Genomic DNA, 23,093 nt, shown 5'->3' on the forward strand with positions numbered 1-23,093 from the left:
GTTAACGTGCATATTACCGGTATAAAAACATATATGCAGCGCGTCGATGATCGCCCGCGCCTGCTTCTAAAAATAGAAACCAGCGAGGGAATTTCCGGCTGGGGCGAATGCTACAATCATGGTCCCGACTGGGCCTTGCCGCCACTCCTGGACTATCTGTTCCATCAGATTGAGGGCGAGGATCCTCGCCGTGTGGAATATCTGGTGCTGAAGCTCAACCAGCAATGCCGCTTTCCGCCTGGTGCGCTGGGCCTTGCTGCAATTTCAGCCATTGATCACGCATTGTGGGACATTGCTGGCAAAGCCGCCGGTCTGCCGGTTTATATGCTGCTGGGCGGTAATGTGCGTGATCGCGTGCGGGTCTATTGCGGCGTCTACACAGCGCCGGATGCAGAACATGCCCGTGACCAAACCATGAAACTGCAAGAGGATTACGGTTACACTGCCTTCAAGCTCAGCCCCTTCCGCCGCGACTTGCATACCGGCCGCTGGGGTGAACTGGTAAAGGAAACGGGTGACTGGTTCGGCAAGATCAGAGACATCACACCATCGCAGTTCGAATTTGCTTTTGATGCTCATGCCAAGATTTTTGAGCCCTATCAGGCGGTCCAATTGGCCGCGGCCATCGCGCCTTACGACCCGCTGTTTTACGAAGAGCCGATCCGCCCGGAGCACATACCGGCCTGGAGTGAACTGAAATCCAAAGTCACAGTGCCGCTGGCCACTGGTGAATCACTCTACTCACGTTTCGAGTTCCTGTCGCTTCTGTCCGCACGTGGAGCCGACATCATTCAGCCCGACATTTGCGTTGTGGGCGGTGTCAGTGAAATGCGGCGCATCGCGGCAATCGCCGAGGCACATTACGTCACCATCGCACCGCACAACCCGATGGGTCCATTGGCCACAGCAGTGAATATTCACTTCTGCGCGGCCCAGCCCAATTTCAAGATCCTCGAGTTCAAACCCCATATTCATGCGCCATGGGCACTGGACCCATACATGCCTGTCGATGGCCATATGGAACTGCGTCCGGACCGTCCGGGCTGGGGCATTGAAATCGATGAAAAAGCCCTTGTGAAAGAAGATTATATTCACTGGGAGCGCAAGATCACCCGCAAACCAGACGGTGGAACCGCCTATCCGTAAAAAAATGTTAAAAGACGCGGGTGTTCCATGTTGGCCACCCGCGTCGTTTTATCCTCAGAAAACCTTGGTTACCGGGACGGAAAAGGTGCGCCCTCTGCACTTGAGTGTCCGGCGCTTTTCCTGAAAAGCGAGCATGGCTTAAACGCCAGGCTCAATCCGCAGCTCTGTTTTCGCATCGAACACATGAATGTTGTCCCGGTCGAAAGTCAGGCGGATGGATGTATCCGACGTAAGCGGAGACCTGCCGTTCAAAACAACGACGATTTCCGGTGATGTGGCGGACGTTACATAGGTCATTGCACCAGTCGACTCGACTGCGGCGACCGGAATATCAAACCCTGGCGCATCGGGCGCTGCCAGCACCAGATGTTCCGGCCGGACGCCAACCAGCAATTCTGTGTTGGCTGGCAAGACCTTTCCGAGTTCAATGACCTGTTCACCACCAAGATTGAGGCTTAGCGATTTTCCATCCGCCGATGACCGCGCAGGAATGAAGTTCATTGCGGGTGAACCGATAAAACCGGCAACAAAGCGGTTGGCCGGTCGGTCATAGAGATCAAGCGGCCTGCCCTGCTGTTCGATCACGCCACTGCGCATCACCACGACATGGTCTGCCATGGTCATCGCCTCGACCTGATCATGCGTCACATAGACCGATGTTGCGCCCAGCCTGTCGTGCAGCGCCCGGATTTCCTTGCGCATGTGGACACGCAAAGCGGCATCGAGGTTGGATAGAGGTTCATCGAACAGGAAGGCCTTGGGGTTACGAATGATCGCACGGCTCATTGCCACACGCTGACGTTGGCCGCCCGACAATTCCCTAGGGTAACGATGAAGCAGATCAGAAAGTCCGGTGATGGCCGCGACCTCTTCGGCGGCCTTCTTTGCTTCTGCCTTTTTCACGCCCTTTATTTTCAGGCTGTAGGTAAGATTTTGCTCCACTGTCATATGCGGATAAAGCGCATAGGACTGAAACACCATGGCAAGGTCACGTTTTCTGGGCGGAACGTCATTCATCCGCTCACCCGCTATCACCAAATCTCCGGCAGAGATTGTCTCAAGCCCGGCGAGCGAACGCAGCAGAGTTGACTTGCCACATCCGGACGGACCGACCAGTGCTACAAACGCACCCTTGCGGATAGAAAGATCGATGTTCTTCAGCGCATGATAGGCGCCATAATATTTGTTCACGCCCGACAGTTCGATTTGCTGGGTCATTTCAGAGCTCCTGAGGTCAGGCCGGAGACGATACGTCGCTGCAACAGCACGAAGATCGCAAGGATTGGCGTTACATACATTGTGGCGTAGGCCATGATGTTGTTCCATTCGCTGGTGTTTGGCCCCATGAATGAATTGAGGCCAACACTTGCCGGCTGCAAAGTGACATCCTGGATCATCGACTTGGAATAGACGAACTCTCCGAAGGCCTGCATGAAGATAAGGATTGCGCTGACCAGAATGCCGTTGCGGGCAAGCGGTAAAACGATGTGAAAAAAGGCACCAAAACGGGAGTTGCCATCCACAAGTGCCGCCTCTTCCAGCTCCAACGGCACGGCCATGAAGGTTGCACGGACAAGCACGACAAAAAACGGCATGCTTTTGGCGGCAATTGCCAGAATGACGGCAAAACGTGGATAATCGAGCAGGCCGATTTGCGTGAAGCCGACGAAGATCGGTGTCACCATCAACGAGGCCGGCAGAACCTGCAACATCAAGATCAGGAAAAGACCGGCATCAATCCAGACGTTTCTGTAACGCGCCAGTACATAAGCACAGCCGGTTCCAAGCACGGTGATCAGCGCAACGGACCCGAACGCAATCAATGTCGAGTTCCACAGGTACCGCCCCATATTCCGGCTTTCCCACACATAGGTAAACGTGCCCCACTGTGCAGTCGAAGGCCAGAAACTTGGCGGATTGGCAAACATTTCCGAGCCGGCTTTGATCGCGGTTATATACATCCAGTATAGCGGAAACAGATAGATTGCCGCCATGACGAGAGCGATAGCCAGCATCAAACGATTACGAGATGTTTCATTCATCCGCGCACCTCATGCCGTGTCGAGCGGACATAAACTGCCGCCGCAAACATCACGAACACCGTCATGATCACCGAGATCGTCGCACCTCTGCCAAAGTCATATTGGCGGAATGACAGATCCCAGGCCCAATACTGCGCAACATTGGAGGAATTGTTGGGTCCACCGTCGGTTATGGCCGCAAACAGGTCGAATTGCTGCAGGGTAAAAATCAGACCCAGAGAAATAATAGCCCCGATGGTCGAACGCATCATCGGCAAGGTGATTGTCCAGAACCGGTTCCAGGCATTGGCGCCGTCCATCTCGGCTGCCTCATAGAGATCACCGGGAATGGCGGACAGACCAACCGAAAGCAAGATCATGTTGAAGGACGTGCCTAGCCAGATATTGGCAATAACGACGGCCCAGAGGGAGAAATCGGGATCGGAGCGCCAGAAGATATTGTCGCTGATCAAACCACTTTCCCGCAGGAAAAAATTCAACACGCCGAAATCACCAGACAATATCCAGTTCCAGATCGCGCCGACGACCAACCCTGGCATGACCCATGACACAAGGAACAATCCACGCAGCCATGTGGAGCCGGGAAAACTCGTCCAGAAAAACAGGGCCAGACCAAAACCAATCACGAACTGACCCGCGATGGAGCCAAGCACGAAGATCAGCGTATTGGTCAGGATTGGCAGCGTTTCCGGCTGTTTGAATAGAGCAACATAGTTGTCGAAGCCCACAAATGGCCTGATAAAGCTGCCGAGGCTGAACATGTCCACCTCCTGAAAGCTCATCAGAATATTGTAGATCAGCGGCAGGCCGGCCAACGCAAACAGGAATGCAAAGGGCACGCCAACCAGCATCAGGTCGAAACCGCGACCATCGCTTATACTGGAGAGTATTCGTCTCATCAGAACCTCTTATGATCGCTTCAGACTACCCGGCACCGCAGTGCCGGGTAGTGACGTCGGGGAGGAAACGAGATATTCGGTCACGTCAGATGGAAGGCTGGTCAGCCTTCGATCGACTTGATCTTCTCGGCGGCCTGATCAAGCGCCGCCTTGGGCTCCATTTGCCCGGTCAACGCGGCCTGAATGGCATCCTGAATTGCCTTGGAAATCTTGGGCCATTCAGGTGAAGGGCCACGCGGCTGGGCATATTTCAGCTGTTCGACGAATGTCGCCAAGGCAGCGTCCTTGACCGCATTGCCGGTGGGTGGGACCGGCAGATCAGCGCGGGCGGGCAGCTGGCCGAAATCCTTGTACATGGTGGCATCCTTCGACGCGAAGAACTCCAGCGCTTTGAAAGCCTCTTCCGGATGCTGGCTTTTTGAAAAGATCGCCCAGTTATAGTCACCCATAGCCGAAGAGCGTTCAGCGCCTTCCTGCGGAACTGGCAACAAGGCCGTGCCCCATTCAAACTTGGCATCGCTCAGCATGCGATCGATTTCCCAAGGGCCTGATATCGCCATGGCGGCGTTGCCGGCATTAAACGTCGCCGTCGAATCCCACTGACTGCGCGTCAGCGTATCGGGCGACGTCAGCTTTTCATCCAGCAACTGTTTCCAGATGGTCAGAGCACGCACGGCACCCTCGCCGTTGATGGCCTTGTAGGATGATCCCCCCATCTGTGCCCATGGCAGAAACTGGAAGGTTCCTTCTTCGTTGGCCTTTGCAGAAAACGTAATGCCATACACATTCTTCGACGGATCATTCAGCTTGCGAGCCGTTTCCACCAGTTCATCCCATGTTTGGGGTGCCTTTTCCGGATCAAGCCCTGCCGCCTTGAACAGGTCCTTGTTGTAGTAAAGCGCAATTGTGTTGGTGGCCTTCGGCACACCGTAATATTTGTCATCCCAGGTGACCGATTTCAGAGGTCCGGGGAAATAGTTCTCCGGCTTTATCTCCGATGATCCCTTGATCATGTCTGTCAAATCAAGAAAGGCACCGCGCGACGCAAACATCGCATGGTTGGGGTTATCGATGGCAATGATGTCAGGCGCCTTTCCTGTCGAGTAGGCGCGCATGGCTTCACTCACGACATCGTCAAACTGGATCTGGCGATATTCGATCTTGATGCCATTATTCTGTGCGTTGAATTCCTTGATCAGATTGGGCGCGGGCTGAATATCGCGGTCCAGGGACCACAGGGTCAGCGTTACGTCGTCAGCTTTTGCGGCGAAACCAACAAGCGAAGTACATGTCATGGCCAGTGCAATGGCAATCGAATGCTTTCGGATACCCATAGTTCTCCTCCTTCGGGTTATCTTCACGTCACCTTGCCGATTGCCCGCCTCCTCAGGCAATCGGCCACTCCTGTCAGGTCGGATCGACGACGAAATCGCCTCCTCGTGCCTGTTTCAAATGGTTAAGTGCATGGACCTGACCGGTCATCTCAAGTGCATCGCGGTAGACAGGGTCATGCCAGCCTTCAATGTCGATGGAACCGGACCAGCCGGCGAGACGCAGTTCAGAGATAATATCGGTCCAGTTGCTGTCGCCAAAACCGGGTGTGCGCATGAAAACGAACGGATGTTTTCCAAAAATCCCGTGCTCACGAATGACATCCCAGCGAATGGTGGCATCCTTGCCATGAACATGGAAAATCTTGTGTGCCCATTTGCGGATCTGCGGCAATGGATCGATCAGATAAACCATCTGGTGGCAGGGCTCCCACTCCAGACCGATATTATCGTCAGGCGTTTCGTTGAAAATCAGCTCCCAGGCGTCGGGATTATGGGCGATATTCCAGTCACCGGTTGCCCAGTTGCCATCCATGGCACAATTTTCAAAGGCGATTTTTATGCCCTTGTCGGCGGCACGTTTGGCAAGTTCGCTCCACACTTCCCGGTAACGCGGTAGGCTCTCGGGCAATGGCTTGTTTCTGATGCGGCCCGTAAAACCAGCCACGCAGGTCGCACCAAAATGATGGGCGTTGTCGATGCAGTCTTTCCAGCCTTGCAGGGTCTGCAAATCCAGTTCGGTTTCCTCGAGCGGATTACCGAACATGCCGATCGTTGACATGGTGATATCCCTGTCGCCGATGGCATCAACGCACCGTTTTCCAAGCTCGGCAATATCTTGACCATTGGTCGTCTGCCAGAAAAACGGCTCAAAACTCTCAAAACCCATATCCGCGATCTGCGAAATGCGCTGTGCCGCCTGACCTTTTGTGGCACTGACCATTGTACCAACGCGGATGGAATTCCTGTTCTGTTCGCTCATTGCTGATTCTTCCTATGCTGCAAGATCGACGGATCGGCCAGACCGGGCGCTTTCGATTGCGCCGAACACCATGGCCAAGCTCTTGATGTTGTCCTGCCCGGCCGTTTCAGGGGTACGACCTGTCCGGATTGCCGACAGAAAATCAGCAATGACACTGGCATGCCCATGGGTTTCCTCTTCATTGGCAGGCGGCGGCACCTCAATGGACGTGAAACCGCGCAGCAAGCCATCCTGCACGCCCGCAATAGAAGCACTAAAGGCTTCCTCGCCATCCCAGGTCAGCATTCCCTTCGTGCCGACAAGACGCCAAGTGCCTTCCCAGCTTGTCCGTTCGCCTTCCGCACACCAAGAGCCGCGATAGGTAAAGACCACATCATCCGACAGCTGGAACACCGCATTGGCGGAAGCACCATGGGCGTACCACGAGCCCCGGGGGTTTGTTTCAAGGCAATAGACAGAAAGTGGCAGTTTGCCCGAAACATAACGGGCAGCATCGAAGGTATGGATCGCCATGTCCAAAAGCAGCACATTGTCCATTTTTTCACGGAATCCGCCGAAATGCGGACCAATGAAAAAGTCGCAATGAATGGCGGTGATGTCGCCGATCGCACCACTCTCAACAAAGCGACGCATACGCCGCACACCCGATATGAAACGGCGGTTCTGCACGACGGAATGGATTTTGCCGGCGGCCTTCGCAGCTTCAATCAAATCAGCTGCCTCGCTCATCGAGCTCGACATCGGCTTTTCACTCAGCACGTGACAACCATATGCCAGGGCGGTGCGGACAACCGAATGGCGCGCGGCTGGAATGACGATATCAAACACGATATCCGCTCTGGTCTTCTCCAGCACCTCACGCAGGTCTGTTCCTGTAATAACAGGGCCTAAATTGAACTCGTCTGCGAGTGCTCGAGCGACATTCAGGTCAAGGTCAACAAGACCGACCACCGACAGCGCATCCCGCAAGTCTGGTGTGGATTTCACCGCACGAAGCCAGCCCTTGGCCATAGCCCCGCAGCCACACAATACGACGTTGTATGTCAAGATTAACCTCCCTGAGACGTTAGGATTCTCGCCCTCCAGCAAAAACCGTAAACGTTTACGGTAACTATGGACATGTCTGATTTTTTGTCAATACTGTTTGCTGAAACGGTGATGAAAGACGGGTTACAGCATGAAGGGCATTCGCCAACTGGCCGAGCATCTCGACATATCGATCGGCACCGTATCGCGTGCGTTGAACGGCAAGACAGATGTAAATCCTAGGACACGCCAACGTGTTCTCGAGGCCGCAGAAAAGTTGGGTTATGTCGCCAATCAGTCTGGCCGCTCTCTTCGCAAGGGTTCAACCGGCGTCATCGGTTTCATGATGCAAACGGGGCCGGAAATCACCGGCCAAGGCGACACTTTTTTCATGAGCGTCTTTGACGGCGTGCAGACGGTTCTGGCTCGCCACAATCTCGATCTTGTCGCCCTGCTCTGCTCCTCATCCGAGGATCCTGACGCCTACCTACAACGCACCGTGGCACGCGGTTTTGCCGATGCCATCATTCTTTCGGCAACCCGCCGCAACGACGCCCGTTTCGAACTGCTCGACCGGCAAAACATCCCGTTCATCTCGCTCGGTCGCAGCCTGACCGACGTTGGTCAACCGTGGATCGATCTGGATTTTGAAGGCATGGCCGAAACCGCCATGGAGCGTCTCATCAATGCTGGACACACGGATATCGGTGTCGTCTGGCCGCATGGCGATCTCAATCTGGGTTACATTTTCATCGAACGATGCCGGGAAGTTCTGGCGCGGCATAATCTAACGCTGCGCGATGAATACATCTTTCGCGCCCGCCCCAATGAGGCTGGCGGTTATGCCGTGGCGCAGGAAATAGCTGCCCGGCCGACCCGTCCGACCGCCATTACTCTTGTCAACGAAACGCTGGTGACTGGCCTATACAAAGGTCTTGAAGAGGCTGGCATCAAACCGGGAAAAGATATCGCCATCATCGGCCGCCACAGTCCACACACCCAGTTTCTGTCTCCGGCATTAACGGGCTTTAGCCTTTCGCTACACGACCTCGGCATCTGCCTTGCCGAGGGTCTGCTGTCCGTTATGCCTGCCTACACGGATATCTATCCCGCCACCTACCGCCGCGTCTGGCCAATGGCCCTGACTGAGGGGGAAAGCGGCTAGACTGTTGCTTAAGATATAAATGTAAAAAGCCCGACCTTAGGGCCGGGCTTTGATATGCAGTAAGCAAAATCGAAACGTCACTGGAACGCCATTACATGGCGCCGAACAATGCTTTCTGGGCGATTTTCAATGCACCAATCGCGTCATGACGGCTCTGTGCCTCTCTCAATGCATCAACATCAAGCGCGGCAAGCCCCTTGTCGGCAGCCTTAAGGAAATCAATAGCGTGATTGGCAGTCGCAACACTGTCTTCACGGAACGGGAACTGATCAAGCTGCCAGACGCCTTCCCACTTGTTTTTGCGAAGCACATAGAAAAACTCAAACAGTTCAATTGGATGAAGACTGCCCGCCACCAAATCGTCATCCCATGAACGATAGTTGTCGTTGACGTCCATGCCGAACAAACGACCATAATCGATAGCAAGCTGTGCGCTGTCGGCCGCAGACTCACCACCCATGATGGCGTGGCCAAAATCGAGCAAAATGCCAACATTTGGCAAGCCGATTTTCTCAATACCGAGCAGTGTACGTGCCACAGAACCAAAGCTCATGCGAACACGCGGTTCACGTGGTTTGTATTCGATCACGAATTTCAGATCGGGGTTTTCGCTGGCAAGTTGGCCGACCCCATCAAGCGAGTGCTTCCACAATGTGCCGTAATCAACCTGGAACGGATAGTCCCAGCCATCCTGACCCGGCCAAAGCTTGACGTAATCAGCACCGAAATAACGAACCTGATCACAGGCTTCTGTCACCAGTTCATGGGCGCGTCTGCGAACGCCAGCGTCCGGGTTGGTGAATGAGCCCTTGACGAATTCGCGGGTATAGATTTCTGGCGTAATACCGATGACACCCAGCTTGTTACGATCCAGTGCCTCTTTAACCTGCGCATTGGAAAAATCACCGCCGAAGAATGGATAGTTGATATCGACAACCGAAAGATCAGCAACCTGGCCTGCCAGGTCGATTGCCTCGATAACACTACGCGGTGTGCCGTAACCATCCGTGGCATAACGATCAAGATAGGTGGCGAAGTGCCAGATACCGGCGCCAAAACGTTGTGTTGTCATAGGTTTCCTCCATGTATGTGAATATTTGAGCGACCGCCTTTTACAGACGGCAACGTAAAATCAGATGTGATGACGAAACCGTGTCAAAGCAGATCGAAACGACATGAAACCGTGATCGTACAACGGCCGACCAAAATACGGCCAACCCCTGACAACGATACACGTATCTGCTTGCAAACGAACCGGTACCATCCACTCCTCCCAGACGTGGCTACCGCATCAAAGCACTAAATGGCTTTTGAATGCTTTCGATTTATCTCATTTGATTGAACAAGTCGCATGAAACACTAACGCGTTCAAGTGAATTATTATACGACAAGACCATAACGAAAGAGAGCGCCCCGCCTTACATCCTATCAGTGTACGTTGCATCATCATCTCTACCAAAAAACCGCAAATCTCAAAAATATATTGACATCAAACGAAAGTAATCGATAGTTTAAACCTCGAAAAACCGCTGGAGGGTGGTTTTGACAACGGGAGGTCTCCATGAAACTGACGAAACGTCTTTTGATGTCCGTCGTCGCGCTCGGCATTGCCGGTGCGATGTCCGGCGTGGCTTTAGCTGCCGATACTATTGCAATCATTACACCAAGCCATGACAACCCATTTTTCAAGGCTGAAGCGGATGGCGCTGCGGCCAAGGCGAAAGAACTGGGCTACGCCACTATGGTTCTGGTCCACAATGATGACGCCAACAAGCAGAACGAGCTGTTCGACAGCGCTATCGCAGCTGGCGTAAAAGCCATCATTCTTGACAATGCCGGTGCAGACGCCTCGGTTGCAGCAGTCCAGAAGGCCAAGGACAAGGGCATACCTTCTTTCCTGATTGACCGCGAAATCACCACAGCCGGCGTTGCCGTATCGCAGATTGTTTCCAACAACTATCAGGGTGCACAGCTCGGCGCGGAAGAGTTCGTCAAGCTGATGGGTGAAAAGGGTAATTATGCCGAACTTCTCGGCAAGGAATCCGACACCAATGCCGGCATTCGTTCGCAGGGATATCACGACGTGATCGACCAATATTCGGACATGAAGCTGGTTGCCAAACAGACGGCAAATTGGTCGCAGACCGAAGCTTACACCGTTATGGAATCGATCCTGCAGGCGCATCCTGACATCAAGGGCGTGATCTCCGGCAACGACACCATGGCCATGGGCGCTTATGCAGCACTTGAAGCCGCTGGCCGCAAGGACGTTATCGTCGTTGGTTTCGATGGTTCGAACGACGTTCGTGACTCCATCAAGAAAGGTGGCATCAAGGCAACCGTTCTTCAGCCCGCTTACCAGCAAGCACAGCTGGCTGTTGAACAGGCTGACAAGTTCATCAAGAGCGGCTCCACAGGCCTTGAAGAAAAGCAGTTGATGGATTGCATTCTCATCAACGCTGACAATGCCGAAAAGCTCGAGACATTCGCGCTCACGCAGTAAAACCTGCCTCGCCATCCGGGGTGCCTGAGCACCCCGGATGTTTGCCCGCTTTTAAAAGTTCGGATCGCCATGAAAATCACAACCCTTGTTGCGGTGAGCCTGCTTGCCGTGTCCGTTTCAGGCTGCAAACTGGTCAAGACCAACAAAGACGACGCGACAGGTGCCGCGGCAGACCCGATTGCAGAACTGGTCGAAACGACATTTGATGCCAAGCTGGTACCAGCGTTGTCACAGAAGGCCGTGGATCTCACGCAACTTCGCGACGCCATCAAGTCCGGTCTCGACAAGGCTGGCGAGAGCCATGGCGAAAGAGTTGGCGGCGCTGGCGGCGGCTGGAACTTCGCGGTCAAGGGAACAGCAAACGTTATCAACGAAAACCGCGCATCCAAAGCAGCCGTCGCAGATATCGACATTGATGGTGATGGAAAGGCCGACGCGACCCTGCAACTGGGACCGGTCGTCAAGGGGTCGGCCTTGCGCGACACGACTGCACTTTATGATTTCTCCACATTCCGTGACCAGATCGAATATGCCCGACTTGGCCGCGCCCTGAATGACAAGGCCGTTTCCAAACTGCCCACAGTCGAAACGCCGCTGAAGGGTAAAAAGATCAATTTCCTCGGCGCTGTGGTCATTCGCTCGGCAACCGAACAGCCACTGATCATGCCAGTCTCTATCGAGGTGGCACAATGAGTGCGGTTGCAACAGTCGAACCGCATCCTATCGGCCTGTCCATCCGCAATGGATCAAAAATCTATCCTGGCACACAGGCACTCAAGAATGTCGATTTTGACCTGCGCATGGGCGCGGTCAACGTTCTCGTCGGCGAAAACGGTGCTGGAAAATCAACGCTTATGAAAATCATAGCAGGCGTTGAACAGTTAAATGGCGGCTCCATCGAACTGGATGGCAAGTCAGTTGTTTTTACCGACAAGACGGATGCCGCCAAACATGGTGTCGGCATTGTTTTTCAGGAACTCAACCTGTTCCCCAACCTGACGGTCGCGGAAAACATCTTTGTCGGTCACGAAAAGACCAGGGCTGGCATTCATATCGACAGGGCTGCACAGACCAGCGCCGCCAGAGCGCTGATGAAACGACTTGAGCAGAATATCGATCCCGACACACCGCTCGGTAACCTGCGGATCGGTCAGCAGCAGATCGTTGAAATTGCCAAGGCACTGGCTGAAAATGCCCGCATTCTCATTCTCGATGAGCCAACATCAGCGCTTTCTGCGGCCGAAGTCGAGGTGCTGTTCAGGGTCATCAACGATCTGAAAAAACAGGGCGTCGGCATTGTTTACATCTCCCACCGGTTGGAAGAGCTTATTCGCATAGGCGACTATATAACCGTTCTGCGTGATGGCGTTATCACCGGATCGCGCTCGATGAAGGGCGTGGACATCCCCTGGATCGTTGCCAACATGATCGGCAGCGCATCGAAGGAGTTTCCCAAAACCGTTGAGCACGAGTTGGGCGACGAAGTGTTTCGCGTTGAAAACATCTGCCTCCCGAGCCCGGCTGGCGGTTACGCCGTTGATCACATGTCGCTGACGGTCAGAGAAGGTGAAATCGTCGGGCTTTACGGCCTTATGGGCGCCGGCCGCTCTGAACTGCTTGAGTGCATCATGGCACAACATCCGAATTCGTCGGGCCAGATGTTCATTTCGGGCAAGCCACTCAAGGAACAAAGTGTCTCCGGTCGCATCCGTCGCGGTCTTGCTCTGATACCTGAGGATCGCAAACGCGACGGCCTCGTGCAGATCATGACAATCCGGGAAAATCTGACGATGTCGTCTCTCTACGACTTCACGCGCGGGTTTCACCTGAGCCTCAAGGCAGAGGCCGCCAAGGCTGCCGAATTTGTCAAACGCATGGCGATCAAGATCGCCAGCATGGAACACCCGGTTTCCAGCCTGTCCGGCGGCAACCAGCAAAAGGTCGTCATCGGCAAGGCACTGATGACGAAACCGAAGATCCTTCTGATGGATGAGCCTTCTCGCGGCATCGACATTGGCGCGAAGGCGGAAATTTTCCGCACCATGCGGCGCCTGGCCGGTGATGGCTTGGGCATTCTTTTTGTCACATCCGATCTGGAAGAGGTTCTGGCCCTTTCCGATCGCATTCTCGTCATGGCGAATGGTCGGCTGACTGGACAATTTCCGGCTGGCGCCAACGCAGCGGATGTCGTTTCGGCGGCAACTCCCAATCTTAAAAAGGTTGAAACACTATGAGCAGCATCGACACCTCGGGCAACGACAAAACCGTCACTGGAGTGTCAACGTCCAGAACCTCTGCATTGCTGCTGCTTTTGCACATGCGTACATTCGTGGCGCTCATTCTGGTGTTCACCTTCTTTGCCATCGCCGCTCCCAACTTCCTGAGCATGGGAAATATGGTGATCATTTCCAAGCACGTTGCGCTGAATGCATTGCTTGCTATTGGAATGACCTTTGTCATCATCGCTGGCGGCATTGACCTGTCGGTCGGCTCGATTGTCGGCCTCTGCGCCATGGTCGCCGGATATCTCGTGCTTTACGGCATCGACCTCGGCTTCATTGGCATTGGTTACAGCCTGCAGTTCAACACGATCGAGATCTGCCTTATCGTGCTTGTCGTGGGTGTCTTTATCGGTTCGATAAACGGGTTCCTGATAACCAAATTGAATGTAGCACCGTTCATCGCCACGCTCGGCACGCTTTATGTCGCGCGTGGCGCAGCCCTTCTGTTCTCCGAGGGCCGGACATTCCCAAACCTTTCCGGCAACCCGGAATATGGGTCTGATACCTTCCGTATCATTGGCTCCGGCACGTTTCTCAGCTTTCCTGTCTCGGTGTGGATCATGGTCGTTGTGGCACTGGGCGCGGCCTATCTTGCCAGCCGTACCCCGCTTGGCAGGCATATCTATGCCGTTGGCGGCAATGAGCGCGGCGCGGCCCTGTCAGGCGTGAACGTCGATCGTATCAAGCTGTTCGTGTACATGTTCTCAGGCCTGTGCGCGGCCTTTGTCGGTCTCATCATCTCCTCGCAGCTTCAGGCCAGCCACCCGGCAACCGGTGAGACATTCGAACTCAATGCCATCGCGGCAGCTGTTCTTGGTGGCACATCCATGTCGGGCGGTCGCGGTCGCATCGCAGGCACCATCGTTGGCGCTTTTGTCATCGGCATCCTCGCGGACGGGCTTATCATGATGGGCGTTTCGTCCTTCTGGCAAACAGTCATCAAGGGTTTGGTCATCATTGCGGCCGTGGTGGTTGATCAGGTTCAGCAAAAACTGCAGGCCCGCGTGGTGTTGCAGCAGAACGCCAATTGAGGATTTGATGCTGCCAGATCGATACTGTAAGTATCCGATAAAAAGGAATCGAATAATTTCGATTGGTTGCGATTCAGGAGCTTAGGTAAGTCCAAATGGAAGCGAAAGACGAGCAAGATGCTTCGGAGTCGATGATCGGGCTACTATCCGAGCCAAGACGTCGTCGCATTCTTGAATGGCTTCAGGAAGAAGGCTCCGCCCGCGTCAGAGAACTGGCGGCCGCCTTCCATGTATCAGAAGCAACCATACGTCAGGACCTTGAAAGGCTCGAAAACGAAGGTTTCATCACGCGCGAGCATGGTGGCGCCTATCTTAATACGGTCGCACCACAAACCGGCACCATGACCCTGTACCATCAGGAAAACATGGACAAAAAGCGCCGTATTGGCGCCCTTGCCGCAAGCCTCGTCAAGGATGGCGAAACGCTGATCCTTGATGCTGGTACAACGACAACGGAAATTGCAACACGCCTGACCAACCGCCGTGATCTGACCTTAATCACCAACGCGCTCAACATCGCAATCATATTGGGTGCTGTGCCATCATTTGCAGTGCACATGCCGGGCGGACAGTTTAAATCCCCGACGCTTTCGCTTTCGGGTGACAAGTCGGTCGAATATTTCCGCAACATTTTTGCGGGCAAGCTGTTTCTCGCCACCGCCGGTGTCGCACTAGACGCGGGGCTGACCTATCCAAGCTTTGCCGACCTTCAGCTGAAGGAAGCGATGATCAAGGCGGCAGCCCATGTTTACCTCGTGGCGGATTCGACCAAGATCAACAAATCGTCGTTCACGCGCCTTGGTTCTCTCGACGTGATCCATTCCTTCGTTACAGATGATGGCATTTCAGACCGCGACGCCCGCGAATTTGAAAAACGCGGCATCGAAGTCCTGATCGCGAAATAAGCCGCAAATCGACCCTTTCGCTCAACACCTATCTGCGCAGAGAGTGGCTGACCTCTGCCCATAGGGATCGAAATGACGTCGTGTCTTCGACTCCCATAAGCCGTTGCCACGCATCACCATCCGCATTCAAACCAGCCCATGCCAGACAATCTGCAAATTTCATTTGCCGTTGAGCGCTGCCGAGCGGCTTCTGAATTGAGCCATCAGCATGCAATCTCTCGATTTTGAGATGCCGTCCGTCATTCAGGTGAATGTCGACCTGATGCGGCAGCCGCTCCGTGCCAACCTCTTCGGCAGCGGTGTAAGCCGACATGGATATCAGCGGCATCAACTGGCGAATGTCCGGACGAAATATAGCGGACGGTGTAAAATCACCGAGAGACAGCCTGCCGTGAACAAGTGCGGTCGCCAGGCAATATTGCATTGAAAAACGTGCCTGCATTTCATCGCGCGGATCGGGATAGGCCAGATTATCCATCGCGGAAATGCCGACCTTGGTGTTGATGGACCTGATTTCTTCCGCCCGAAATCCGTACTGATCCTGCAACTCACGCGCCGCGTCGATAGCGCGGTGTGTTGAAGCACAGCACGGGTGCTGTTTGGTCACCAGCCCGCGTGTTTCGATGATGTGGTCGTGACCGAATGAAAGCGCATCCCAGCCGGTTGCGGCGTCGCCACCGAACAGATCTCTAAAGCCCTGTGATCTCTCGAGAATATCAAGCCGTCCTGCAACACCGGCCGTGGCAAGCAATGCCGCCTCAACCGCGTTGCGTGCCGCCAGCCCCGCATGGAGCGGTTTGGCGGGTGTTCCGAACTGACCCTTTGGCCCGGAGGAAGAACTCGTCGCGATACTCATCGCCTGCGCAATCTGGTCCCTGCCCAGTCCCAACAAAACTGCGACGCCAGCGGCTGCGCCGATTGCACCAACAGTCGATGTACCGTGCCATCCCCTGTTGTAATGCGAGGGGATAACACCGAAACCAACCGCCGCTTGCGCTTCCAACCCGGCGAGATAGGCATGGACAAATTGCCTACCGGTTATCCCGTAGTCGGCGGTTGCGAGGGAAAGCAGGGCTGGCACCAGAACCGCAGATGCATGTGCACGGGCAGGATGGAAATTATCATCAAAATCAACGCAGTGCGCGGCGGTACCATTGATCAGGGCGGCGATTGAAGCCGATGCTTTTGACCCGTCAACCAATGCCGAGCCACCATGTTCACTGATATCATTGGCAAAGGCGCGCATCACCGCGCGTGGTGTCTCATCGTTGGCACCCGCCAACATACAGCCAATCGTATCGACAATAGCTTCTGTGGCTCGTTGCAACGCCAATGGCGAAAAGCTTTTACGGGTAGCAAGCTGTGCTGCGATTTTTTCAATTACGGTCGTCATTGACGAATGCCTTTTCACCGGATTTCTTAGTGCCCTGAAAATGTGCGTTTTGGCCAAGGCGCACAATCTTATGCAGTTTACGGGTCGCTCTATTCAATTTCGGGAGAAAAAATGACGGAGGATAGCGACGTCACGATCAGCATCCGACACATCCATGCCTATGATGCGATTGCAGCAACAGGCTCCACCATTGCAGCCGCCAATGAGCTTGGCGTTTCCCAATCAAATGTCAGCAGATTGCTGCAGCAGCTTGAGCTTTATCTTGGCGTCCGGCTGTTTGAGCGTGACAAGAACAGGCTTTCTCCCACGCGAGAAGGCTTACAAATCGGGCCCCAAATCCGGGCGATTTCGGATCGTCTGACGTCTCTGAAGGTCATGGCACAGGAACTGGAACATGGACGTTCGCAGGAAATCCCCTTGCGACTGGCTTTTCCCGCCAGTCTGTCCGTGACATTAGTGCCCCGCCTGATCAAACGCTTCCTTAGAGAGAACGGACCCGCACGTATAGAGGTGAAGTCAGGCAATTACCTGAGCATTGAACGTATGATCGCCGATGATGAAGCCGACATCGGCTTTACGCGCTTGCCTGAATCCACCCTCGGCCTGAAACATGAGCGCCTGCTTCCGTCGCGAAATATTTGCGTCTTGCATCGTGATCATCCGCTTTCCGTCCGTGACGGGCTGACAGTCACGGACCTCAAGGGCAACGACCTGATCCTGCTCAACAACGCACGACCTGTGCGCCATGAGTTGGAGGCGCTCCTCTACAATCACGGCCTCAGACAGCGCCCCGCCATTGAGGCGCATTCGGTTGGTTGTGCCTGTGCACTTGCGGCGGAAGGACTGGGAATTGCTGTTGTGGGTGAACTCATCGCCAGGGAATACACCGAACTGCCCTTGGCATTCGTACCACTGGAACCCGCTTTGACAGTCAATTATGCACTCATCAGCAGTGAGCGCGCACCGCTTTCCAAAGTTGCGGTTGCCTTTATACGCTGTCTGGAAGATTGGATATAACTCTTGGGTTTAATCGTGAAGGAACACCTCCGATGATCAATTTCCGGCAGCTGGAGGTGTTGAAAACCCTGCTTGCAACAGGCTCGACAATTGCCACAGCCAAAAGCATGAACCTCAGCCAATCGGGCGTCAGCAGGCTTTTGCAACAGCTTGAATCGGACCTGTCTCTGACGCTTTTTGCGCGCGACAAGGGCCGGCTTATCCCCACGCCCGAAGCCTTGATCCTTGCAAAGGATGCCGAAAACGTGCTGCTCGGCATTGAGCGATTTTCCGAGCTGGCAGACGATCTGCGCACCGGCGTTTCAGGTCCTGATCTGGTACGCATGGGCCTGCCCAGCAGCATGTGGGAAAATTTTGCCCCCGCCGTTCTCGCTGAATATGGGCGCAACTTTCCCAATGTGCGCATCGAAACCTTTTTTGAAACTACCACATCCATCACCCGCATGATCGAGCAGCGGGTCATCGATTTCGGCTTCCTGAGATATGAGGGGGAAATACCCACAAGCATCACCATGGAGCCCGTTGCACGTGGCGTCAGTGTCTGCGTCATGCACAAGGACCATCCGTTGGCGGCCAAGAAGGAGATCGGGCCGAAGGATTTGCGTGGTGAGCCTCTGATAATGTTGGGACGGCAACGCCCCCAGCGCGTGATGCTCGACAACACGTTCCAACGCGCTGGCGTGCGCCAGAATGTCAGGATCGAAACTCACAGCAACAGCTCGGCTTGTGCCTATGCCGCACACAATCTTGGCGTCGGTATCGTCAGCAGTTTTTATGCGAATCTCTACCCTCACCTGCCGATTGTTCAGCGCCAGTTCGTGCCTGTTGCGACACAGGAGTTTGGCCTGGCAAAACCAGCTGGAGTCCCGCCATCACTTGCCACACAGGCGTTGATGGACACACTCAAACAGCAGATAGATATCTCACAAAAATAAGCGTTTACAAACATTTATGCAGATTTTTACCCCGTCTGCATCACTGCGACAATATGCATAAACCTATGACAAAAATGCATAATATTGCGCAATTTTTCCATATCGCTCATAGTCCATGAAAATTGGAACAATGGATAGCCGCCTAAAAAACGGCATGTCCAGTTCAGGGGAACATATGCTTCGATTTATCTTAAACCGCCTATTCATGGCGTTGCCGACCGTGCTGATCGTATCGATCACCGTGTTTGCATTGATCCGTTTTATTCCCGGCGATCCGGCAGCATTGATGCTGGGCGACATGGCTCAGCCAGAGCAGATCGCCGAAATGCGTACCGAATTGGGCTTGGACAAGTCCATGCCGGAACAGTTCCTCATCTGGGGACAGAATGTTCTTGCTGGTGACTTCGGAAAGTCCATCGTCAACGACGAACCGGTCTTAGAACTTGTTGTTTCACGCTTCATCATCAGTGCGGAAATCGTGCTGATTGCGGTCGCGCTTGCCAGCCTGATTGCAGTTCCCGCTGGCGTGATCGCGGCCTGGAAACAAAACAGCATTACCGACCTTGCTCTGGTTGGCACTGCAACGGTGTTGCTTTCCATCCCGACATTCTGGCTCGGTCTGCTGCTGCTGTTGTTTTTCGGCCTCAAGCTCGGCTGGTTGCCTGTGCTCGGTTATGTCTCGATGTCTGAAAACTTCACGGCTGGCCTGCTTTACATAGTCCTGCCCATCATGACGCTTGTCATCCATGAGGCCGGTGTCCTTATCCGCATGGCGCGCGCATCGACGTTGGAAGTTTTGCGGCTTGATTACATCACCCACGCCAGAGCCAAGGGACTGTCCGAAAGCGCCGTTCTATGGAAACACGCGTTCAAGAACGCATTCGGCCCTACCTGGACGATGATCGGCCTGATCCTCGGCAATTTGCTCGGCGGTATCGCGGTCATCGAAACTGTATTCACCATTCCCGGCCTTGGCCGTCTGATGGTCGATAGCATTTTCCAACGTGATTACCCGGTTATTCAAGGCTGCCTTTTGTTTGTCGCCCTCTCCTACGTCGTGGTCAATCTTATCGTTGACCTGCTTTATCCTCTTTTCGATCCGCGCGTGGTGGCCGAATGAAAAAGCTTACATTCAATGCCGCCATTGGCGGCATGCTCATCACCGTCCTGCTGCTCGCAGCTCTGACAGGTCTGTTCTGGACACCTTACGATCCGATGAAACTGAGCTTCACCGCCCGTTTGGCGGCACCCGGTGCAGAACATTGGCTTGGTACCGACGAATTTGGACGTGATGTGCTGAGCCGCATCATTGTCGGCGCACGCGCCAGCGTCTGGATCGGCTTTCTGACGGTCAGTTTCGCCGTGTTTTTTGGTTCGCTCATCGGTCTTATCAGCGGTTATGCCCGCGGCTGGGTGGATGGCGTCATCATGGCCGTCAACAATGCACTGCTGGCCTTTCCCGGCATTCTGCTGGCGCTCGGTCTTCTCGCCGTGTTTGGTGCCAACCAATACGGCATCATTTTTGCGCTCGGTATTGCCTACACACCCTCCATGGCCCGCGTTGTCCGTGGCGCCGTGCTGTCGCTTCGCGAGCGTGAATTTATCGAGGCTTCGCGCGTAATGGGCAACAGTGAACTCTTCACGATGTTCCGCCACATCCTGCCCAACTGCGTTGCGCCGATCACCGTATTGGCAACTTCAATGTTCGGCTGGGCCATTCTGTCGGAAAGCGCGCTCAGCTTCCTTGGTCTCGGGGTACCACCACCCGCACCAACATGGGGCAATATGCTGGCCGCTGGCCGCCCCTTCATAGAGCAAGCCGTGTGGCTCGGTCTTTTCCCTGGCCTTTGCATTGCACTCACCCTTCTTGGAATCAACCTCCTGGGCGATGCGCTGCGCGACAAACTCGACCCACGTATGAGGGGCCTGAAATGACAGAACAAAATCTTATCAGCGTTCGCGACCTGTCGCTTCAGGTTTCCCACACCGGTATCGAAGTGGTGAAAAATGTCAGTTTCGACATCAAAGCCGGCGAGATCTTCGGCATCGTTGGCGAAAGCGGCTCCGGCAAGACACTTGCCACCCGCGCCCTGATTTCGCTTCTGCCGCCTGTCATCAAGGCAACCGGTGGCACGATCATGTATAAGGGTCGTGATACCCTGACCATGACCAGCCGCGACTTGCGCGCCATGCGCGGTGCGGAAATCGGCGTGGTGTTTCAGGAACCGATGACTTCCCTCAATCCGTCGATGACCATTGGTAAACAGCTTGAGGAGGGCCTTATCCTTCACACGACGCTGTCACCGGAAGAACGCCGCAAACGTATTCTCGACATGTTGAAACGTGTCGGCATTCGTGACCCTGAAGGTGCTCTGACATCCTGGCCACACGAATTTTCAGGCGGCATGCGCCAGCGTATCATGTTGGCATCGGTCATGCTTCTGAAGCCTGCCCTGTTGATTGCCGATGAACCGACCACTGCGCTTGATGCAGTGATCCAGCGTGACGTCATGGAATTGATGGTGGAACTGACCCGCGCCGAAGGCACGGCCGTTCTGCTCATCAGCCACGACTTGCCAATGGTGGCCCGTTATACCAGCCGTCTTGTGGTGATGGAAAAAGGTGTCATCGTCGAGAAAGGCACCACGGAAGATATCCTACAGAAGCCGCAACATCCCTACACAAAAAAGCTGCTGTCCTCTCTGCCGTTTCGCAGTGAAGCACGCGTACTGGCGGCTGACGCCAAGCCGATGGTCAGCGCCCGCGACATCATCGTCGATTATCCCGGCCGCAAGGGTTTCCTGAAAAAGGCACCTCCGAAACGCGCACTGCATGGTGTCAGCGTTGACATTCATGAGGGCGAGGTTGTTGCGCTGGTCGGTGGCTCAGGCTCAGGCAAGACGACACTTGGCCGCACCATCGCCGGACTGGTGAAAGAAAGCAGCGGCCAGATCCTGTTTGGTGGTCGCAGCCGCGATGCTGACTGGAACGACTACCGCCTGAACTGCCAAATGGTTTTTCAGGATCCCTACTCGTCTCTCGACCCACGCATGACCATTCTTGCACTGGTCGAAGAAGCGCTGCGTCTAGTGCCTGATATCGACAAGGCAGGAAAAAAGAAGCGTGCCTATGAGACGCTGGAAGAAGTCGGCCTGAACAGCAGCTACGCCAGCCGTTACCCGCACGAACTGTCCGGCGGCCAGCGTCAACGCGTTGCCATCGCCCGCGCGATCGCACGCCGTCCAAAATTCCTGATCGCCGACGAGCCGGTTTCAGCACTTGACGTAACCGTCAGGGCGCAGGTTCTCGACCTCTTCTCAAATCTGCAGAAACGTTATGGGTTTTCGTGCCTGTTCATCAGCCACGACCTCGGCGTGGTCGAGCAGGTGGCTGATCGGGTCATCGTCATGCAGGACGGACGCATCATCGAGCAAGGTGATCGTGACACCATCTTCGACAACCCGAAGGAGGCCTACACACGGCGTCTCCTTCAGGCAATTCCTGCTCTTGACCTCAACGAAAATGGTGGAGTGCAACTGAAATGGCGACTGGAGGCATAAAATGGACATGAGTGTAAACACCGCCGCCGCGGCAACCGCGCTTGAAGCAATTTGCAACGCGCAGCCTTTCACCACCCGTTTTATGGTGCGCAATCTTCTGACCGGTGAAACCATCGGTCGCGGCGAAGATGAAGAAACACCGTCTGCCAGCACCCGCAAGACATCCATCATGATGGCGGCCCTCAAAGCCGTGCATGAGGGCCGTTTGGATCTGGATGAGCAGATCGTCTACGAGCAACGTTTTTCCGAAGAAGTCGCCAGCGGCATGTTCCGCTACCTGACACCGGGCATCGTCATTTCGCTGCGTGATGCAATTACCGGCATGATGGTGCTGAGTGACAATGTCTGCACCAAGATGGTGTTCGAGCGGTTGCAGCTTTCGGAAGTCGACAGCTATTGCAAGTCCATCGGCATGAGCGGAACGCATCACCGTTTCCTCATTCCGCCATTGGCCCTATCGCCCGATCACACGCTGACCTCCGTCACCACCACGACAGCACGCGATCAGGTGTTTCTGCTGCAAACCATTTTGGACGCGCAGACTTCACCGGAAGCTGCGGAACTGCTCGGATCATCCATGGAGCTTTGCGCTTACGCGCTGCAAACGCTCAAAAACCAGATCCTGCGGTACGCCATTCCATCACGGCTGCCATTTGGCACCTTGGTCGCTCACAAGGGCGGAACGGGCAAACGCGGCCGTATGAATGCCGGCATCGTTTACCGCGATGGCGCGCCTTTCTACATCATCGCCGCTTTCACCGATCAGGTGCCACAGGCGATGGCCGACGGAACGCCGGGCTACACCGTATCACTAGAAACGATCGGCAGACTTTCACGCGTCTGCTGGGACCAATTCCAGCAATAAACTCAATCACA

The 23,093-nt window shown here is 54.6% G+C and carries 21 protein-coding genes; 13 read left to right on the forward strand and 8 right to left on the reverse strand.

Going from position 1 to position 23,093, the window contains the following annotated elements:
* Positions 1-6 precede the first annotated feature (6 nt).
* Positions 7-1,146, forward strand: coding sequence for a mandelate racemase/muconate lactonizing enzyme family protein (locus tag PYL13_RS18400; RefSeq protein WP_275643165.1), 1,140 nt, complete (start codon positions 7-9; stop codon positions 1,144-1,146).
* Between the two features lie 138 nt (positions 1,147-1,284).
* Here PYL13_RS18400 and PYL13_RS18405 read toward each other — a convergent pair whose 3' ends face one another.
* From PYL13_RS18405 to PYL13_RS18430, 6 genes are all read right to left on the reverse strand, one after another.
* Positions 1,285-2,364 carry an ABC transporter ATP-binding protein gene (locus PYL13_RS18405; RefSeq protein ID WP_259148861.1) on the reverse strand — a complete coding sequence of 360 codons (1,080 nt, stop codon included), beginning with the start codon at positions 2,362-2,364 and terminating at the stop codon, positions 1,285-1,287.
* Entirely contained in the window at positions 2,361-3,188 is an 828-nt protein-coding gene (locus PYL13_RS18410) for a carbohydrate ABC transporter permease (RefSeq protein ID WP_192489643.1), read from the reverse strand. Before PYL13_RS18410 ends, PYL13_RS18405 begins: the two co-directional genes overlap by 4 nt.
* Positions 3,185-4,087, reverse strand: a complete 903-nt coding sequence (locus tag PYL13_RS18415; RefSeq protein ID WP_259148860.1) for a carbohydrate ABC transporter permease — start codon at positions 4,085-4,087, stop codon at positions 3,185-3,187. The genes PYL13_RS18410 and PYL13_RS18415 overlap by 4 nt, the downstream gene beginning before the upstream one ends.
* Positions 4,088-4,188: 101 nt before the next feature.
* Positions 4,189-5,421: an ABC transporter substrate-binding protein gene (locus PYL13_RS18420; RefSeq protein WP_275643166.1), complete on the reverse strand. Its 1,233-nt coding sequence runs from the start codon at positions 5,419-5,421 to the stop codon at positions 4,189-4,191.
* Between the two features lie 73 nt (positions 5,422-5,494).
* Positions 5,495-6,400 (reverse strand): sugar phosphate isomerase/epimerase family protein, encoded by a 906-nt coding sequence (locus PYL13_RS18425; RefSeq protein WP_192489646.1) that lies wholly within the window; start codon positions 6,398-6,400, stop codon positions 5,495-5,497.
* Between the two features lie 12 nt (positions 6,401-6,412).
* On the reverse strand, positions 6,413-7,447 hold the full coding sequence (locus PYL13_RS18430) for a Gfo/Idh/MocA family protein (RefSeq protein ID WP_250984585.1): 1,035 nt from the start codon (positions 7,445-7,447) through the stop codon (positions 6,413-6,415).
* 130 nt (positions 7,448-7,577) lie between these two features.
* On the opposite strand from PYL13_RS18430, the gene PYL13_RS18435 reads away from it, so the two are divergent.
* On the forward strand, positions 7,578-8,591 hold the full coding sequence (locus PYL13_RS18435) for a LacI family DNA-binding transcriptional regulator (protein WP_275643167.1): 1,014 nt from the start codon (positions 7,578-7,580) through the stop codon (positions 8,589-8,591).
* Between the two features lie 91 nt (positions 8,592-8,682).
* On the opposite strand, the gene PYL13_RS18440 is transcribed toward PYL13_RS18435, so the two are convergent.
* Complete coding sequence (locus PYL13_RS18440) at positions 8,683-9,663, reverse strand: sugar phosphate isomerase/epimerase family protein (protein ID WP_192489649.1); 981 nt, start codon at positions 9,661-9,663, stop codon at positions 8,683-8,685.
* A gap of 489 nt (positions 9,664-10,152) precedes the next feature.
* Here PYL13_RS18440 and PYL13_RS18445 point away from each other — a divergent pair, with 489 nt between their 5' ends.
* The 5 genes from PYL13_RS18445 (at position 10,153) to PYL13_RS18465 (ending at position 15,312) form a co-directional block, all read left to right on the forward strand.
* A complete protein-coding gene (locus tag PYL13_RS18445) occupies positions 10,153-11,094 on the forward strand; it encodes a D-ribose ABC transporter substrate-binding protein (protein ID WP_275643168.1) in 942 nt (313 codons plus the stop codon).
* A gap of 69 nt (positions 11,095-11,163) precedes the next feature.
* Positions 11,164-11,787 carry a DUF2291 family protein gene (locus tag PYL13_RS18450; RefSeq protein WP_275643169.1) on the forward strand — a complete coding sequence of 208 codons (624 nt, stop codon included), beginning with the start codon at positions 11,164-11,166 and terminating at the stop codon, positions 11,785-11,787.
* On the forward strand, positions 11,784-13,328 hold the full coding sequence (locus PYL13_RS18455) for a sugar ABC transporter ATP-binding protein (protein WP_275643170.1): 1,545 nt from the start codon (positions 11,784-11,786) through the stop codon (positions 13,326-13,328). The genes PYL13_RS18450 and PYL13_RS18455 overlap by 4 nt, the downstream gene beginning before the upstream one ends.
* A complete protein-coding gene (locus PYL13_RS18460) occupies positions 13,325-14,407 on the forward strand; it encodes an ABC transporter permease (RefSeq protein WP_441296675.1) in 1,083 nt (360 codons plus the stop codon). Before PYL13_RS18455 ends, PYL13_RS18460 begins: the two co-directional genes overlap by 4 nt.
* A 95-nt stretch (positions 14,408-14,502) precedes the next feature.
* Positions 14,503-15,312 (forward strand): DeoR/GlpR family DNA-binding transcription regulator, encoded by an 810-nt coding sequence (locus PYL13_RS18465; protein WP_192489654.1) that lies wholly within the window; start codon positions 14,503-14,505, stop codon positions 15,310-15,312.
* A gap of 28 nt (positions 15,313-15,340) precedes the next feature.
* On the opposite strand, the gene PYL13_RS18470 is transcribed toward PYL13_RS18465, so the two are convergent.
* A complete protein-coding gene (locus PYL13_RS18470) occupies positions 15,341-16,705 on the reverse strand; it encodes an MmgE/PrpD family protein (protein WP_275643171.1) in 1,365 nt (454 codons plus the stop codon).
* Positions 16,706-16,816: 111 nt separating this feature from the next.
* On the opposite strand from PYL13_RS18470, the gene PYL13_RS18475 reads away from it, so the two are divergent.
* The 6 genes from PYL13_RS18475 to PYL13_RS18500 all read left to right on the forward strand — a co-directional run bounded on the left by PYL13_RS18475 (position 16,817) and on the right by PYL13_RS18500 (position 23,082).
* Entirely contained in the window at positions 16,817-17,722 is a 906-nt protein-coding gene (locus PYL13_RS18475; RefSeq protein WP_275643172.1) for a LysR family transcriptional regulator, read from the forward strand.
* 35 nt (positions 17,723-17,757) lie between these two features.
* Entirely contained in the window at positions 17,758-18,657 is a 900-nt protein-coding gene (locus PYL13_RS18480) for a LysR family transcriptional regulator (RefSeq protein ID WP_192489916.1), read from the forward strand.
* Between the two features lie 175 nt (positions 18,658-18,832).
* Positions 18,833-19,777 (forward strand): ABC transporter permease, encoded by a 945-nt coding sequence (locus PYL13_RS18485; RefSeq protein WP_192489657.1) that lies wholly within the window; start codon positions 18,833-18,835, stop codon positions 19,775-19,777.
* Positions 19,774-20,592: an ABC transporter permease gene (locus PYL13_RS18490; protein ID WP_275643173.1), complete on the forward strand. Its 819-nt coding sequence runs from the start codon at positions 19,774-19,776 to the stop codon at positions 20,590-20,592. Before PYL13_RS18485 ends, PYL13_RS18490 begins: the two co-directional genes overlap by 4 nt.
* Positions 20,589-22,217, forward strand: coding sequence for an ABC transporter ATP-binding protein (locus tag PYL13_RS18495; RefSeq protein WP_275643174.1), 1,629 nt, complete (start codon positions 20,589-20,591; stop codon positions 22,215-22,217). Before PYL13_RS18490 ends, PYL13_RS18495 begins: the two co-directional genes overlap by 4 nt.
* Position 22,218: 1 nt before the next feature.
* Complete coding sequence (locus PYL13_RS18500; protein WP_250984576.1) at positions 22,219-23,082, forward strand: serine hydrolase; 864 nt, start codon at positions 22,219-22,221, stop codon at positions 23,080-23,082.
* Positions 23,083-23,093: the final 11 nt, after the last annotated feature.

It is taken from the genome of Agrobacterium sp. Azo12 (genome assembly GCF_029193765.2).
Lineage (GTDB): Bacteria > Pseudomonadota > Alphaproteobacteria > Rhizobiales > Rhizobiaceae > Agrobacterium.